A 16,237-nucleotide genomic window follows, 5' to 3' on the forward strand; every position below is an offset into this window, starting at 1 on the left:
GACAAACTCGCATGCCGCCCTCCCTCCAGACCGTGGCGCGCCGCATGGGTCTGCGGCCGCTGGCCGGTCCGACGTCGTTGACCGCGGTGGTGCGCTGGGTGGCGGTCAGCGAGCTCGCCGACCCCACACCGTACCTGGAGGGCGACGAGCTGCTGCTCACCACCGGGATGCGGCTGGAGGCCGACCCGCCGGGGCCCGTGGTGGCCGAATACGTCACCCGTCTCGTGGCGCGGGGCGTCGCCGGGCTCGGCTTCGGGGTGGGCGTCTCGCACGAGGAGGTGCCGGCCGCGCTCGTCGAGGCCGCGGGGTTGGCCGGGTTGCCGCTGCTGGAGGTGCCGCGCGAGACGCCGTTCATCGCGATCGGCAAGACGGTGAGCGAGCTGCTGGCGGCCGAGCAGTACGAGGAGATCACCCGCGCCTTCGCCGCCCAGGGCCGGCTGACGCGGGCGGCGCTCCGGCCGGAGGGCATGCATGCGGTGATCGACCGGCTCGCGAAGGAGGTCGGCGGCTGGGCGGCCCTGCTCGACGAGACCGGCGCCGTCCGCCACGCCACCCGCGGCGCCCGCCCGCAGTCCGTCACCGCAGAACTCACCCGCCTCCGTACCGGCCGCCCCCCGGCCCCCACCGGGGACGACCCGCACGCCCGCGACAGCGCGCACGGCGTACAAGGGAGCGTCGCGTCCGAGGTCCGGACAGGCCGGGGCGGCGGACGCGAGACGCATGGCGGTCGCATCGCCGGCGGCGGGCGCGGTTCACCTGGCGGTCGCATAGCCGACGGGGGGCGCGGTTCACCTGGCACAGGCGAGAGCGGCGGGCACGGGCTCCAGGGCGGCGCGGGCGAAGGCGGCGAGCACGCACCGCACAGCAGCGTAGGTGAGCGCGGCGGACTCCAGCACGGTGCACCTCAGGGTGGCCCGCGCCGTGGCACTGGACGCGGCGCATCAGAAGGTGCCGCAGTCAGCGGACGCGGTGCACCTGGAGCCGCGGCCGGCGGCCCTGAGCGGGGCGCATCGGGAAGCCTCGCTGTCGGCAGACGCGGTGGCACGGGTGCGTCTGGGGATGCCGCCGCCGACGGGCCCGGCGCATCGGGAGGTGTGGCGGGGCATGGGCGCTCGGGTGCCGATCGGGGTGTGGCCGTAGACGTGCTCGGTGGCGGCCGTGCGCACGGCGGTGCGCGGATGCCCGCCAGCCTGGCGTTGTCGGGGCCTGGCGAGCACATCGTCGTGCAGCCGCTGGGAGGCGGGGCCCGGCCGCGTGGCTTCTTCGCCGTCGGGGCCAAGGAGCCGTTCACGCCGGTCACCCACACGGTGATCAACGCCGCGGGATCCCTGCTCACACTGGCCATGGAGCAGGGCAGGACCCAGCGGGAGGCGGCGCGCCGGGCCCGCTCGGCGGTGCTGGCGCTGCTGCTGGCCGGAGCGGAGGACCGGGCGCGCGCGGTGCTGGGCGCGCTCGGCGACGGCCGGCTGCCGGAGGAGCCCATGCTGGTGCTCGCAACGGGCCCGGAGTCGCTCGACGCGCTGGAGACACGGGCCTTCACAGCGCTGCTCGATAGCAGCACGGACCTCACCGCACGATCACGTGCCACCGACGCCACTGACGCCGCCGCCCGTGACCGGCGTGCGGCGGGACCGATCGCCGCCGCCCATGACCCTGTCGCGGGACCGATCGCCGCCGCCCGTGGCCGGCGAGCCGCGGGACCGATCGCCGTTGCGCTCGTACCGGAGGCGGTGGCGGACGAGGTGGCGCTGGAGGCGGACGGCCCGGTCGGGGTGAGCCTGCCGTGCGGCTACGACCCCGCGGCGCTACGGAACGCGATCGACCAGGCAGGACGCGCCTTGGACGCGGCCGCCGCAGGCAGCGCACCGCGGAGCGGCCGAGCGCCGGGAGCCCGCGACGGCGGCGTGGTCCGGACCGGAGGAGGCCGCGTGGTGAGGTTCGGCGACCTGGCCGGACAGGGCCTGCTCGGCCTGCTCGACCAGGCCGCCGCCCAGGCGTTCGCGACGGCGCTGCTGTCCCCGCTCACCGCGTACGGCTCCCGCGCCGACCTGGTGGAGTCGCTGCGCGCCTACCTGGACAGCAACGGCCACTGGGACGCGGCCGCCCAGCGTCTGGGCGTGCACCGGCACACGCTGCGTTACCGCATGAGACGGGTCGCCGAGCTGCTCGGCCGCGACCTCGACGATCCCGGCGTACGCGCCGAGCTGTGGGTCGCCCTGGAGGCGGCCCACCGCCGGTGACGCCGGATCAGCTGTTCGTGGGGAAGCCCAGGCTCACGCCGCCGTGCGACGGGTCGAGCCAGCGCGAGGTGACGACCTTGCCGCGGGTGTAGAAGTGCACGCCCTCGGTGCCGTGCACGTGCGTGTCGCCGAAGAGCGAGGACTTCCAGCCGCCGAAGCTGTAGAAGGCCATCGGCACCGGGATGGGCACGTTGATGCCCACCATGCCGACCTCCACCTCGTTCTGGAAGCGCCGGGCGGCGCCGCCGTCGTTGGTGAAGATCGCCGTGCCGTTCCCGTACACGCCGCCGTTGATGACCGCCAGGCCCTCCTCGTACGAGCCGACGCGCACGATCGACAGCACGGGCCCGAAGATCTCGTCGGTGTGCGTGCGCGAGCCGACCGGCACGTGGTCGAGCACGGTCGGGCCGAGCCAGAACCCGGGCGTCTCCGCCGCCTTGCCGCCGCCGAGCACGGGTGTCTCGCGGCCGTCCACGACCAGCTTGGCGCCCTCCTCGACGCCGAGGTCCAGATACGAGGCGACCTTGTCGCGGTGCGCCGCGGTGACCAGCGGCCCCATCTCGGACTTCGGGTCGTCGCCGGGACCGATCACCAGCCGGTCGACGCGCTCGACGATCTTCTGGACGAGCTCGTCGCCGATCGGGTTCACGGCCAGCACGACGGAGATCGCCATGCACCGCTCCCCCGCCGAGCCGAACCCGGCCGACACCGCCGAGTCCGCGACCAGGTCGAGGTCGGCGTCGGGGAGCACGAGCATGTGGTTCTTGGCGCCGCCGAGGGCCTGCACGCGCTTGCCGTGGGCGGTGCCGGTCTCGTACACGTACTTGGCGATGGGGGTGGAGCCGACGAACGACACGCCGCGCACGTCCGGGTGCGCCAGCAGCCGGTCGACGGCGACCTTGTCGCCCTGCACGACGTTGAACACGCCGTCGGGCAGCCCCGCCTCCTGCCACAGCCGGGCCATGAGCAGCGACGCCGACGGGTCACGCTCGGAGGGCTTCAGCACGAAGGCGTTGCCGCAGGCGATCGCGATGGGGAACATCCACATCGGCACCATGGCGGGGAAGTTGAACGGCGTGATCCCGGCCACGACGCCGAGCGGCTGGCGGATGGAGTAGGAGTCGACCCGGGTCGAGACGCCCTCGGAGAAGCCGCCCTTGAGCAGGTGCGGGATGCCGCAGGCGAACTCCACGACCTCCAGGCCGCGGGCGACCTCGCCGAGCGCGTCGGAGTGCACCTTGCCGTGCTCGGCGGAGATCAGCGCGGCCAGTTCGTCGCGGTGGGCGTGCATGAGCTCGCGGAAGCGGAAGAGCACCTGCGCCCGCTTGACCAGCGAGGCGTCCCGCCAGGCGGGGAAGGCGGCGACGGCGGCCGCCACGGCCGCGTCCACGTCGGCCGCGGAGGCGAGGGCGACGTGTCCGCTCACCTCACCGGTGGCCGGATCGAACAGCTCCGCGGTACGCGCGGGATCGCCGTCCGCGAGGGCTCCGCTGATCCAGTGCTTGACGGACTTCACTGCGCTGCTGCCTCTGCGTTGATGGTTTCGAGGGCGGTGACGATGATGCCGAGGCCTTCGACGGCCTCCTCCACCGTGAGGGTGAGGGGCGGCGCCATGCGGATGGCGGTGCCGTACAGGCCGCCCTTGCCGGCCAGCAGTCCCGCCCTCTTGGTCTCCTCCATGAACCTGGCCGCCTGGGCCGGGCTCTCGAGCTCGACGGCGAACATGAGGCCCTTTCCGCGCACGTCCTTGACGATGGGCAGGCGCTGGGCGGCCTCGCGCAGCCCGCGGATGATGATCTCGCCGGTCCGCGCGGCGTTGGCCTGCAGGTCGTGGTCGAGCACGTAGTCGAGGGTGGCGTTGCCGGCGGCCATGGAGATCGGGTTGCCGCCGAACGTGGACAGGCCCACCGCGTGCGGCCCGTCCATCAGGTCGCCTCGCGCCACGATGCCGCCCACGGCGAAGCCGTTGCCCAGCCCCTTCGCGAACGTGATCATGTCCGGAGTGACCCCGTGGTTCTCGATGCCGAAGAACGCGCTCCCGGTCCGCCCCCAGCCCGTCTGCACCTCATCCGAGATGAAGAGGATGCCCTGCTCGTCGAGGACCTCCTTGTACGCGGCGAACAGCCCGTCGGGCGCCATCGTGAAGCCGCCCACGCCCTGGATGGGCTCGGCGATCAGCGCCGCCACGTCATTGGAGACCGCGGTGGTCAGCACGTGGCGCAGGTCGTCCACGCAGGCCGCGATGTAGTCGGCGTCCGACATGCCCTTGAACTGGGTGAGGTGCCGGTCGGCACCGTGCAGGAAGTGCACGTTGAGCGGGGAGAGCGAGTTGTTCTTCCAGGACCGGTTGGAGGTGACGCTGATCGCGCCGAAGCTGCGCCCGTGGTAGCTCTGCCGCATGGCGAGCACCTGGTCGCTCTTGCGCGCGTACGTGGCCAGCAGCAGCGCCGTCTCGTTGGCCTCGGTGCCGGAGTTGGTGAAGAAGACCTTGGCGTCGGGGATGCCGGAGAGCCGCGCGATCTTCTCGGCCAGCTCGATCTGGCCGCGCAGCAGGTAGACGGTGCTGGTGTGCACCACCCCGGTGGCGAGCTGGCGCTCGACGGCCTCGCGCACCTCGGGCACGTCGTACCCGATCATGTTGGTCAGGATGCCGGCGAAGAAGTCGAGATAGCTCTTGCCGTCGGCGTCGATGACGCGGTTGCCCTTGCCGCTGACGATCTCGATGGGGTCGTTGTAGTTGAGTGCCAGCCAGTTCGGCATCACTGCCCGGTGGCGCGCGAGTAGCTCCGACATGTTAACGAGTATCCCGTTCCGTCCCCTGCCCTCCCATGGGCAACCTGTCGGCACGCGTTCAAATCAGCTTACAAGGTGTAAGTGGCCGATCTGCTGCGGCAGATCGGCCACGACTAGACCTTCGCCGGCTCGGGGGCCGCGGCCGGCTGGGCGGGGCGCAGCACGGCGATCGCCAGCAGCGCGGCGGCCACGCAGAACGCGGCGCCCACCCACGAGCCGAGGTGCATGGCGGAGGTGAAGGCCTCGTTGGCGGCGTCGGCGTAGCCCATCGGGTGCGCGGCGCCGATCGACTCCCTGGCGGCCACGGGCAGGTCGGCGGGCATCTCGGAGGTGTACTTCCCGGCCAGCACGCTGCCCAGGACCGCGATGCTCAGCGCGACGCCGACCTGCTGGACGGTGTCGTTGAGCGCCGAACCGACGCCGGCGTGCTCCACAGGGATGGCGCCCATGAGCGAGGCGTAGGCGGACGGGCCGGCCAGGCCGCCGCCGATGCCCATGATCACCAGGCCGATGAGCAGCGGCAGGTATCCGGTGGTCATGGCCATGACGACGAAGCCCCCGGCGATGAGCAGGAGGCCCGAGCCGACGAGCATCCGGTTGCTGACCTTCTGCCCCAGTCCGGCGCCGACGCCGTTGAAGATCGCGGCGGCCACGGCGTAGGGCAACATGGCGAGTCCGGCCTGCATCTCTCCGTAGCCCAGCACGAACTGCAGGTATTGCGTCAGCATCAGCATCACGGCGCCCGCGCCGAACGCCATGAGCAGGATCGAGAACGACGCGCCGCTGAAGTTGCGGTTGGCGAACAGGTGGAGCGGCAGCATCGGCTGCTCCCGCTTCCGCTCCCAGATCACGAAGGCGCCGAGGGCGAGCACGGCCACCGCGATGACGGGGATGTTCCACTCGCGCTCGATGATCACATAGACGGCCGCGGTCAATCCGACGATCGACAGCACCACGCCCACCGGGTCGATCTTCCGTCCGGCGCTGCGGGTCTCAGGCATGAGCACGACAGCGGCCACGATGGCGATCGCCGCGATGGGCACGTTCAGCAGGAAGACCGATCCCCACCAGTAGTGCTCCAGCAGGAATCCGCCCAGCGTGGGGCCTGACACCAAACCGACCAGCGCCACGGCGCTCCAGGCGGCCATCGCCTTGCGCCGCTCCTCGTCGTCGAACACGGTCATCAGGATCGACAGCGTGGAGGGCATCATGATCGCGCCGCCGATGCCCATCAGGGCCCGCGCGGCGATCAGTTGCCAGGGTTCCGTGACGAGCACCGCGAGCAGCGACGCGCCGCCGAAGAACGCCAAACCGATGATCAGGAAGCGGCGGCGGCCGTACTTGTCGGACAGGCTGCCCGAGGTGAGCAGCAGACCGGCGTACGCCAGCACGTAGGCGTCGATGATCCACTGGATGTCCGACGGCGTCGCGCCCATCTCCTGGTGCAACGAGGGGATGGCCAGGTTCAGCACGGTGTTGTCGACGACCAGGACCAAGAGTGCCAGGCACAGGACGACGAGAATCCACCAACGACGAGGGTCTCGTACAGTGTTCGAGTTCACTCGCACACTGTACGACAACTCTCGCACAGTGTGCGAGTGCATTTATCCTTAAGGAATGAGCGCCAAGCAGTTCACCTCCGTCTGGACCCGCGAGCCGCGTAAGACCACCAGCCCGGGCCGCACCCGGGAAGTGATCGTCCAGGCCGCCGTCGAGCTGCTGGACGAGGAAGGGCTCGACGGGCTGAGCATGCGTAAGCTCGGCGCGAAGCTGAGCGCCGGCGCGACCAGCCTCTATTGGTACGTCGCCAACAAGGACGAGCTGCTCGAGCTGGCCTACGACGAGATGTGGGGCGAGCTGAAGGTGCCCGACCCCGAGGAGGTGGGCTGGCGCGAGGCCGCCTCGGTCCTGGCCTACAGCATGCGCCAGGCGATGCTGCGCCACCCGTGGGCGGCTTCTCTGGTCGGCCGGCTTCCCGCGCTCGGCCCCAACGCGATCCAGACGGCCGGCCGCATGCGCGAGGTGTTCGCGGCGGCCGGGTTCAAGGGGATGGACGTCGACTACGCCGTCAACACGCTCAACTCCTACGTCTTCGGGATAACGCTTCCCGAGATCGCCTTCAACAAGGCGATGGCCGGCCACGAGTACGACCCTGAACATATGCGCACGATGGTGAGAAGGGCCGCCAGGGACTTTCCCGACATGCTGGAGCGCGTCAACATGGACGCCTACGACAATCCGGACACGGTTCGCGCGGTGGCCTTCGACTTCGGGCTGCTCTCGGTGCTCGACGGCCTTGAGCGGCGGCTGACGACGTAGCAGGATCCGGACATGAGTGATTTCCGCGCCGCCCGCGACTTCCTCCTCCACGCCGACCCCGCCACCGCCCGCCGCGACTTCCGCTGGCCGGAGCTCGCGGAGTTCAACTGGGCGCTCGACTGGTTCGACGAGGTCCTGGCCGCCGAGACCCCCGACGCCGTCGCTCTCAAGATCGTGGGCGCGAGCCAGGCCTCCTACACCTTCGCCGCCCTGTCGGCGCGCTCCAACCAGGTCGCGAACTGGCTGCACGAGCAGGGGGTGCGCCGGGGCGACCGGATCCTGCTCATGCTGGGCAACCAGGCCGAGCTGTGGGAGGCGCTGCTGGCCGCGATGAAGCTGGGCGCGGTCATCATCCCGGCCACGACGCTCCTGACCGCCAAGGACGTCGCCGAGCGGATCGAGCGCGGCGGCGTCTCGCACGTGATCGCCAACGCCGCCGACGCGGGCAAGTTCGGGGCCGGGGAGTTCACCAAGATCGCCGTAGGCGACGCCTACAACTGGCTGCCGTACCACGAGGCGTACGAGGCGCACGAGACCTTCACCCCGGACGCGCCGACGCGGGCTGGCGACACGCTGCTGCTCTACTTCACCTCCGGCACCACGTCGCAGCCCAAGCTGGTCGAGCACACCCATGCGTCCTATCCGGCCGGGCACCTGTCGACGATGTTCTGGATCGGGGTCAGGCCCGGCGACGTGCACCTCAACGTGTCCTCGCCGGGGTGGGCCAAGCACGCGTGGAGCAACGTGTTCGCGCCGTGGAACGCGGGGGCCACCGTGCTGGTCCACGACTACCAGCGCTTCTCCGCGCCGGCGCTGCTGGAGGTGCTGCGGGACGAGCGGGTCACCACGTTCTGCGCGCCGCCGACCGTGTGGCGGATGCTCATCCAGGAGGACCTGGCGGCCTGGAAGCTGCCGCTGCGCACCGCCGTCGCCGCCGGCGAGCCGCTCAACCCGGAGATCATCGATCAGGTGACCAAGGCGTGGGGCATCACGATCAGGGACGGCTACGGCCAGACCGAGACCACCGCGCAGATCGGCAACGCGCCGGACGAGCCGGTCAAGCCCGGATCGATGGGGCGCCCGCTGCCCGGCTACGACGTCGTGCTCCTCGACCCGGTCAGCGGCGAGCCCGGGGACGACGGCGAGATCTGCCTGCCGCTGGACGGTCGCCGCCCGCTCGGGCTCATGGCCGGATACGTCGGCGGATCGAGCGACGCGATGCGGGGCGGCCACTATCACACGGGCGACGTCGCCACCCGCGACCAGGACGGCTACATCACCTACGTCGGCCGGACCGACGACGTCTTCAAGGCCTCCGACTACCGGATCTCGCCGTTCGAGCTGGAGAGCGTGCTGCTGGAGCACCCCGCCGTTGCGGAGGCGGCGGTGGTGCCCGCGCCGGACCCGGTGCGGCTGGCGGTTCCGAAGGCGTACGTGACGCTGGCGCCCGGCTTCGAGGCCGACGCGGAGACCGCGCGATCGATCTTCGAGCACTCCCGGCGGGAGCTGGCGCCGTACAAACGGGTGCGGCGGCTGGAGTTCGGCGAGCTGCCCAAGACGATCTCCGGCAAGATTCGGCGGGTGGAGCTGCGGGTGCGGGAACCCCGGCGGGAATACCGCGAGGAGGGCTCAATTCGCGACAAAACGTAAATGTCTGCATAGCCGTTCTTACAGATTGATCGGCTAGGCTCTGCCCCGTGCTCCCCACCATCGCCGACGTCCTCGCTCTGGAGACCGTGCGCCGGGGCGGACCGCGCGTGGTCGCGGGCGCAGACCGGCTGGACACCAAGGTGCGGTGGGTGCACGTCGGCGAGATCGCCGACATCGCCAACCTCCTGCGGGGCGGCGAGCTGGTGCTCACCACGGGCGTCGCGCTCCCCGACGACCCGGAGAAGCTCGCCGACTACATCGGCGAGCTGTCCGCCGTGGGCGCCTCGGGGCTGGTCGTGGAGCTGGGCCGCAGGTTCGTGCGCGAGCTGCCGCGGGCCGTGGTCAAGTCGGCCGAGGAGCACGGGCTCCCGGTGATCGTGCTGACCAGGGAGACCCCGTTCGTGCAGATCACCGAGTCCGTGCACTCGCGGATCATCGACATCCAGCTGGAGGAGCTGCGGGCCTCGGAGCAGCTGCACGAGGTCTTCACCGAGCTGTCGGTCGAGGGCGCCTCGCCGGCCGAGGTGCTCGCCCAGGTGGCCAGGCTGTCCAACCGGCCGGTGCTGCTGGAGAACCTTGCCCATCAGGTGCTGGCCTGCGAGTCCGCCGGGCGCGACGCGGGCGCCCTGCTGGCCGGGTGGGAGACGAGGTCGCGGTCGGTGGCGCCGGCCGAGCGCACCGCGTACGACTCGGCCTCGGGCTGGCTGATCACCACGGTCGGAGCGCGCGGGCAGGACTGGGGCCGGCTGATCCTGATCTGCGACGCCTCACCGTCGCCGCGCGACATGGTGCTGGCCGAGCGGGCCGCCACCACGCTCGCCCTGGGCCGCCTGCTGGAGCGCCACCAGGAGTCGCTGGAGCGTCAGGCGCACGGCACGATCATCACGGGCATCCTCACCCACGCCTACTCCGACCCCGACGAGGCCGCCGCGCGCGCCCGCGCCGTCGGGGTGCCGCTGACGGGGCGCAAGCTGATCAGCGTGGTCATCCGCCCGACCGACCCGGCCGACCAGGCGCTGGACGGCCAGGCGCAGCTGGGCGAGCTGGCCGAGGCCACCGCCGGCGCCTGCCGCGACGCCCGCCTGCCCGCCCTGGTCGGCGCGCTCGACCAGGAGCGGGTCGGCGTCCTGCTGCCGCTGCCGCCGCGCACCCAGGCCGAGCCCGCGCTGACCGCGTTGTCGGAGCGGCTGCGCGTGCTGTGGCGGCCCGGCTCGGCGTTCGTGCTGGCGGCGGGCTCGGTGGTGGAGTCCATCAGAGACGTACGCCGCAGCTTCCTGGAGGCCGAGCAGGTCGCCGACGTGGCGGTCCGCCAGCCGGACGGCCGGGCCTTCTACCGGCTGCCCGACCTGCGCCTGCGCGGTCTGCTCCACCTGCTGCGCGACGACGCGCGGCTGCAGACGTTCGCCGAGCGCGAGCTGGGGCCGCTGCTGGCCCACGACGCGCAGCGGGGCGGCGACCTCACCCGCATCCTGCGCATCTACCTCGACTCCGGCCGCAACAAGGCGGTCGCCGCTCAGAAGGCGCACCTGTCCAGGCCCGCCTTCTACGATCGCCTGCGCCGCCTTGAGCGCATTCTCGACACCGACCTCGACGACGTCGAGTCGTGTTTGTCGCTCCACGTGGCGCTGCTGGCGCTGGAGTCCTTCCGCCGCGAGAACCGCTGACGGAGGAAGATGTGCTGAAATGAGCGATATGTCTGATGTGTTGATGCCGGACGTGGCCGACCTCGGCCGCATGCTCGCCACCGCCGGCGCCTTCTCCGTGCCCGTCCACGACGTCCGGCTGACGCCCGACGAGCTCGATCCCGAGCAGATCGTCGCAGGCGACCCCGTCACGTCGTCGCTGGAGCTGGGCGAGGGCCGGGGCATCTGGGAGATCACGCCGGGCGTCGTCACGGACGTGGAGAGGGACGAGATCTTCGTCGTGCTCTCGGGGCGCGCCACGATCGCCGTCGAGGGCGGCACCACGATCGAGGTCGGGCCGGGCGACGTGGGCCTGCTCGCCGAGGGCGCCAGGACCACGTGGATCGTGCACGAGACGCTGCGGAAGGTCTATCAGACGCGCCGGCCCGGGTAGTCGCGCTTACTGTCCATCCGCGGAGCCGCGCCTACTGTCGCAAGTGTGCCCCTCTTCTTCAACGTCCTCGAGGCCGCGGCCCACCGGCTGTCGATCGTGCCTCCGATGTTCGACTACTTCGGCGCGCTGGGTGTGCACACGCTCGTCGCCGGGGCCCGGCTGGGCATCTTCGACGCCCTGCGCGACCGCCCGTCCACCGGCCCGGAGCTCGCCGCCGCGCTCGGCCTGGACCCGGGCTCGGCCGACGGGCTGTTACGCGTCCTGGCCGGCCTCGGCTACCTGCGGCGCCGGGGCGGCCGGTATCACCTGACCCGCCCGTCGCGGCGGTGGTTCACGACGGACTCGCCGACCTCCCTGGTGGCGGGGATGGAGTTCTGGGAGCGTACCGTCACCGTGATCTGGCCGGGGGTGGAGCGGACGGTGCGGGACGGGTCGCCCGGCGGCACGCCGTTCTACACCCTGCTGGAGAGCGACCCCGACCTGTCACGCTCCTTCCAGGCGTGGACGGCGGCACTGGCCAGGTCGCAGGCTCCCGCGACCGCCCGGATCATCCCCGTCCCGCGCGGCGCCAGACAGGTGCTCGACGTCGGCGGCAGCCACGGGTGGTTCAGCGTGGAGCTGTTGCGGCGCCATCCCGAGCTGCGGGCGACCGTGCTGGACCTGCCGGAGGCGCTCAAAGCGGCGACCGCGCACCCCCGGCTGACGCTTCGCGCCGGTTCCTTCCTGGAAGACGACCTGGGCAGCGGGTACGACGTCGTGCTGCTGTTCAACATCGTGCACGGGCTCGGCGACGAGGAGACGGCCACGCTTCTCGGGCGGCTGGCCACAGCGCTCAACCCCGGCGGCGCCATCGTGATCGGCGACCAGTTCGACGACGGCATCCTGCCGGGCCGGGCCAGCCGCACCCTGATGGGCCTGCTGGACCTGAACTACCGGATCGCCGCCGGTGGCAGGCTGCGCGGCTTCCGCGAGGTGGCGCGCCTGCTGACTGCGGCGGGCTTCCACCGCCCCCGGCACGTCCGCTCCCTGCGTTCCGTGGCCACGGAGCTCGCCGTGGCCACGGCGCCCCGCTAGAAGCCCATGGCGGCCCGCACCTCCTGGAGTGTCGTGATCGCCCGCTCGCGGGCCCGTTCGTTGCCCTCGGCCAGGATCCGCCTGGCGTCGGCCTCGCTGTGCTCCCTCCGCCGGGCCCTGATCGGGCGCAGGAACTCGTTGACCGCCTCGGTCACCAGGCTCTTCAGCGCGGCGGCGCCGCGGTGCCCGATCTCGGCGGCGATGTCCTGCGGCGGGCGGCCGAGACAGAGTCCCGCGATCGTGAGCAGGTTCGCCACCTCGGGCCGGTGCGTCTCGTCGAAGGTGATCAGCCGGTCGGCGTCGGTGCGGGCCCGCCTGATGAGGGCGGCCGTCTCGTCCTCGGTGGCCGACAGCGCGATCGCGTTGCCCCGGCTCTTGCTCATCTTGCCGCCGTCGAGGCCCTTGAGCAGCGGCCGCTCGCCCATCATGGCCTCCGGCAGCGGGAAGACCGCACCGTAACGCTCGTTGAAGCGGCGCGCCACCAGCCGCGTCACCTCGACGTGCGGCAACTGGTCCTTGCCCACGGGCACCAGCGTGCCCTTGCAGAACAGGATGTCGGCCGCCTGATGCACCGGATAGGTGAACATCAGGCCGTTGACCGCCCCTTGCGAGCTGTGCGCGATCTCGTCCTTCACCGTGGGGTTGCGGCTCAGCTCGGCCACCGACACCAGGCTCAGGAACGGCAGGAGCAGCTGGTTCAGCTCGGGGACCGCGCTGTGCTGGAAGATCGTCACCTTGTCCGGGTCGATCCCGACCGCCAGGTAGTCGAGGAGCAGGCCGGTGATGTTCCGTTGGATCTGGCCGGGCACGTCGCGGTCGGTTATCACCTGATAATCGGCGATAACGACGTACATGGGGTATTTGTCCTGCAATTCCACCCGGTTTGCCAGCGAGCCGAAGTAGTGGCCGAGGTGCAGCAGCCCGGTCGGGCGGTCGCCGGTGAGCACGACGTCGTTCATCGAGGTTCTCCTTTCGGGTCATTGCCGTCCCGGAGAGGACCCCGCACGCCGTGAGAGCCGTCTCTGAGACGGCCCACGCATGGGAAATCAGCGGCCGTCCGTCGGCCGCCACCACATGCAGATGCGTGTCATATACGAATGGTATCCACAGGTGATGTCAATTTCGTAACCCCTTTAGTTGATTGGCGTGTTCGCCTGCCGAGGGCACCTTGATCTCGCCACTATGGTGCGGTCCCTTACTGCCCTCTGGAGAGTTCATGTCTCGACGCACCACCGCCGGCGGCCTGGCCATAGCCACGGCGCTCACCCTCGCCACGCTGCCCGCCGCATCGGTCGCGGCGGAGCAGGTGTCGGTGAGGTTCCCGTCGGCCAAATTCCCGCTGGGCACCAGGCCCGTGCCGACCAAGACCATGACCACCGTGGCGCAGGGCATCGACCTGTACGACGTGAAGGCGGGCACGTCCACCGACGGCTACACGGTAACCGTCCTGATGCCCAATGGCCGCGACTCCGGAACGCTGCCGAAGGCCGAGGCCAAGGTCGCCGAGGTGGAGGCCATCGGGGAGACTCCCACCCTGCAGAAGGTGGTCCGGCCGAGCGTGGCCGACGCCCCCTCCGTGACCGAGTACATGGTCCGCGTCGGCCTGTGGTCCTTAAAGGACAAGAAGAAGGCCGACGAGATGGCCAAGAAGCTCAAGGACGCGGGCCTGAAGGTCAAGGTCGACTACCTCGGCGACGACGGGGTCAAGACCACCGGTCCCTGGAACGTCAAGGTCGCGATGATCGACGCAGGATCTTTCCGCGGCTCGTACGCCGCCTCGCTCGGCACCAGCGTAGCCGCGCGGGAGACGGTCTCGTCGATGACCAAGGCGGCCGGCGCCCTGCTCGGCGTCAACGGCGGCTTCTTCAACATCCACACCGCCAAGGAGTTGCGCGGCGAGCCCGTGGGCGCCTCCGTGGTGGCCGGCAAGCTGCTCAGCGAGGCCGTGCCGGGCCGCTCCGCCGTGGTGCTCAAGGGCCGCACCGCCAAGATCACCGAGCTCAAGACGACGGTCACGGCGGCCTCGCAGGACGGCGAGAAGGCCCCGGTCAACGGCGTCAACCGGGCCGCCGCAACGGACGAGATGGTGCTGTACACGGAGGAGTACGGGGCCAACACCCCCACCGGCGGGACCGACGCCGTGATCGACGCCAACGGCAAGGTGATCGGCCTGCGTGCCTCCGGCGCCGCGGTGGCCAAGGGCACCCGGGTGCTGCACGGCAACGGCGTGGCCGCCGACTGGATCAACCAGCACGCCTGGCAGGACTGGACGGTCACGATCGACACCAAGGTCGTGGATCTGCGTACCAAGAGAGCGATCAAGCTGACCCCCGACCTGCACGTGATCGCGGGCGGCGTCGGGCTCGTGCGGAACGGCAAGGTGAAGATCACCGCCAAGCTGGACGGCCACGACTCCATGAACATGATCCTGCGCCGCCACCCGCGCACCCTGCTCGGCGTCAGCAAGAACGGCAGCCTGATCCTGGCCACCATCGACGGCCGCCAGCCCGGCGTCACCGTCGGAGCGAACTTCCACGAGGCCGCCCAGTTCATGCGCTGGCTGGGCGCGCGGAACGCCATCAACCTGGACGGAGGCGGCTCCACGACGATGGTCGTCGGAAACAAGCCGGTCAACCGCCCGTCCGACGGGGGCGAGCGCCCGGTGGGCGACGCCCTGCTGGTGCTGCCCAAGTAGCCGCCCTGCTGGTGACCGGAACGGCAACGGGGCCCGCGCGCAGCGGGCCCCGTTCTCGTACTCATGGGGTCACCGGCAGTCCCGTGTCCGGCTTCACGGCCTTCATCGCCAGATGTGAGGTCACCTGTGCCACACCCGGCAGCCCGGACAAACTATCGGAATAGAACCGCTCGTAGGCGGCCAGGTCCGTCACCGCCACCCGCAGCAGGAAGTCCGGCTCTCCGAACAGCCGGTGCGCCTCCACGACCTCCGGCATCCCCGCCACCTGGCGCTCGAACTCGGCCACCGTGTCATGGTCCTCATACCGCATGACCACCGTGACGAAGGCCTGAAAACCCCGCCCCACCGCGGCCCCGTCGAGCAGCGCCCGGTAGCCGCGGATGACGCCGGACTCCTCGAGCTGCCGCACGCGGCGCAGGCATGGCGAGGGCGTGAGCCCGACCCGGTCGGCCAGCTCCGTGTTGCTGAGCCGCCCGTCCCGCTGCAGCTCCTGCAGGATCCTGCGGTCGATTCTGTCCATAGCGCAATATCCTGCCACTCACCCTATCTGACCAGCACTAATTGACCATCGCGTGCCAACCCTCCTGGGCTACCGTCGCAAGGGACACAGGAGGTGAAACCTTGTGGATCCCGGACTGTTGCTGCTCTTCCTCGGCATGGACCTGCTGCTGATCTTCACGCCGGGCCCGGACATGCTGTACGTGGTGGCCCGCTCGCTGGGCCAGGGCCGCCGGACCGGGCTGACGGCCGTGGCGGGCATCTGCTCGGGTTACGCCGTGCACACGGTGCTGGCCGCGGCCGGGCTCGCGGCGGCGTTGCGCGCCGTGCCCGCCGCCCTGCCCGTGATGCGTTACGCCGGTGCGGCGTACCTGGTGTTCCTGGCCGTCCGGACGCTCATGTCGCTCCGCAAGTCCGTGGGCCCGATCGCAGCCCCCGAGCAGCCGACGGGCGCGGTGTTCCGGCAGAGCATGCTCACCGCCCTGCTCAACCCGAAGGGGCTCCTGCTGTACCTGTCACTGATGCCGCAGTTCATCTCGCCCGGGACGGGCGTGCCGCTGGGCGTCCAACTGGCCGTGCTCGGCCTGCTGCACGTCGTGAACTGCGCCCCGCTCTACGGGCTCATCGCGGTGACCACGGCCCGGGCCGGCCGCGCGCTTACCGGCACGCCGAAGGCCAACCGCCGGATCTCGGCCGTGTCCGGCACCATGCTGCTGGTCGTCGCGGCGGCCACACTCGGCGCCCACTGAAGGTAGCCCTGAAACGCAGAAAAGCCCCCGACCGATCGGTCGGGGGCTTTCCCTATCAAAGATTGTCCGGCGGTGACCTACTCTCCCACACCCTCCCGAGTGCAGTACCATCGGCGCAGAGAAGCTTAACTTCCGGGTTCGGA

13 protein-coding genes and 1 rRNA gene are annotated in these 16,237 nt (G+C 70.9%); 8 read left to right on the forward strand and 6 right to left on the reverse strand.

Features of this window, described 5'->3' with window-relative positions:
* The first annotated feature begins 11 nt into the window (after nucleotides 1–11).
* Nucleotides 12–2,240 (forward strand): PucR family transcriptional regulator, encoded by a 2,229-nt coding sequence (locus tag ID574_RS60675; protein WP_223167628.1) that lies wholly within the window; start codon nucleotides 12–14, stop codon nucleotides 2,238–2,240.
* 7 nt (nucleotides 2,241–2,247) lie between these two features.
* Here the strand turns inward: ID574_RS60675 and ID574_RS42025 are convergent, their stop codons facing one another.
* From ID574_RS42025 to ID574_RS42035, 3 genes are all read right to left on the reverse strand, one after another.
* Nucleotides 2,248–3,756, reverse strand: a complete 1,509-nt coding sequence (locus ID574_RS42025; RefSeq protein WP_188194593.1) for a CoA-acylating methylmalonate-semialdehyde dehydrogenase — start codon at nucleotides 3,754–3,756, stop codon at nucleotides 2,248–2,250.
* Nucleotides 3,753–5,033, reverse strand: coding sequence for an aspartate aminotransferase family protein (locus ID574_RS42030; protein WP_188194594.1), 1,281 nt, complete (start codon nucleotides 5,031–5,033; stop codon nucleotides 3,753–3,755). The genes ID574_RS42025 and ID574_RS42030 overlap by 4 nt, the downstream gene beginning before the upstream one ends.
* Before the next feature lie 113 nt (nucleotides 5,034–5,146).
* Nucleotides 5,147–6,595, reverse strand: a complete 1,449-nt coding sequence (locus ID574_RS42035) for an MFS transporter (protein WP_223167629.1) — start codon at nucleotides 6,593–6,595, stop codon at nucleotides 5,147–5,149.
* Nucleotides 6,596–6,650: 55 nt separating this feature from the next.
* Here ID574_RS42035 and ID574_RS42040 point away from each other — a divergent pair, with 55 nt between their 5' ends.
* The 5 genes from ID574_RS42040 to ID574_RS42060 are packed head-to-tail and all read left to right on the forward strand — an operon-like array spanning nucleotide 6,651 to nucleotide 12,152.
* The gene (locus tag ID574_RS42040; RefSeq protein WP_188194596.1) at nucleotides 6,651–7,352 is read left to right on the forward strand and encodes a TetR/AcrR family transcriptional regulator C-terminal domain-containing protein; all 702 of its coding nucleotides are present in this window, start codon (nucleotides 6,651–6,653) and stop codon (nucleotides 7,350–7,352) included.
* Nucleotides 7,353–7,364: 12 nt separating this feature from the next.
* Entirely contained in the window at nucleotides 7,365–9,002 is a 1,638-nt protein-coding gene (locus tag ID574_RS42045) for an AMP-binding protein (protein WP_188194597.1), read from the forward strand.
* Between the two features lie 47 nt (nucleotides 9,003–9,049).
* Entirely contained in the window at nucleotides 9,050–10,666 is a 1,617-nt protein-coding gene (locus ID574_RS42050; RefSeq protein ID WP_188194598.1) for a PucR family transcriptional regulator, read from the forward strand.
* A gap of 28 nt (nucleotides 10,667–10,694) precedes the next feature.
* Nucleotides 10,695–11,078 (forward strand): cupin domain-containing protein, encoded by a 384-nt coding sequence (locus ID574_RS42055; RefSeq protein ID WP_188194599.1) that lies wholly within the window; start codon nucleotides 10,695–10,697, stop codon nucleotides 11,076–11,078.
* Between the two features lie 45 nt (nucleotides 11,079–11,123).
* The gene (locus ID574_RS42060) at nucleotides 11,124–12,152 is read left to right on the forward strand and encodes a methyltransferase (RefSeq protein ID WP_188194600.1); all 1,029 of its coding nucleotides are present in this window, start codon (nucleotides 11,124–11,126) and stop codon (nucleotides 12,150–12,152) included.
* Here the strand turns inward: ID574_RS42060 and trpS are convergent.
* Nucleotides 12,149–13,111, reverse strand: coding sequence for a tryptophan--tRNA ligase (trpS, locus tag ID574_RS42065; protein WP_188194601.1), 963 nt, complete (start codon nucleotides 13,109–13,111; stop codon nucleotides 12,149–12,151). The genes ID574_RS42060 and trpS overlap by 4 nt on opposite strands.
* Before the next feature lie 257 nt (nucleotides 13,112–13,368).
* On the opposite strand from trpS, the gene ID574_RS42070 reads away from it, so the two are divergent.
* Nucleotides 13,369–14,847, forward strand: a complete 1,479-nt coding sequence (locus ID574_RS42070) for a phosphodiester glycosidase family protein (protein ID WP_188194602.1) — start codon at nucleotides 13,369–13,371, stop codon at nucleotides 14,845–14,847.
* Nucleotides 14,848–14,908: 61 nt separating this feature from the next.
* On the opposite strand, the gene ID574_RS42075 is transcribed toward ID574_RS42070, so the two are convergent.
* Nucleotides 14,909–15,367 (reverse strand): Lrp/AsnC family transcriptional regulator, encoded by a 459-nt coding sequence (locus tag ID574_RS42075; protein WP_188194603.1) that lies wholly within the window; start codon nucleotides 15,365–15,367, stop codon nucleotides 14,909–14,911.
* Nucleotides 15,368–15,470: 103 nt separating this feature from the next.
* Between ID574_RS42075 and ID574_RS42080 the strand changes: the two genes are divergently transcribed.
* Nucleotides 15,471–16,094: a LysE family translocator gene (locus ID574_RS42080; RefSeq protein ID WP_188194604.1), complete on the forward strand. Its 624-nt coding sequence runs from the start codon at nucleotides 15,471–15,473 to the stop codon at nucleotides 16,092–16,094.
* A 64-nt stretch (nucleotides 16,095–16,158) separates the two neighbouring features.
* On the opposite strand, the gene rrf is transcribed toward ID574_RS42080, so the two are convergent.
* Nucleotides 16,159–16,237 (reverse strand): 5S ribosomal RNA (gene rrf / locus ID574_RS42085); the annotation flags it as partial.

The sequence above is a fragment of the Nonomuraea sp. SYSU D8015 genome, assembly GCF_008065375.1.
Lineage (GTDB): Bacteria > Actinomycetota > Actinomycetes > Streptosporangiales > Streptosporangiaceae > Nonomuraea.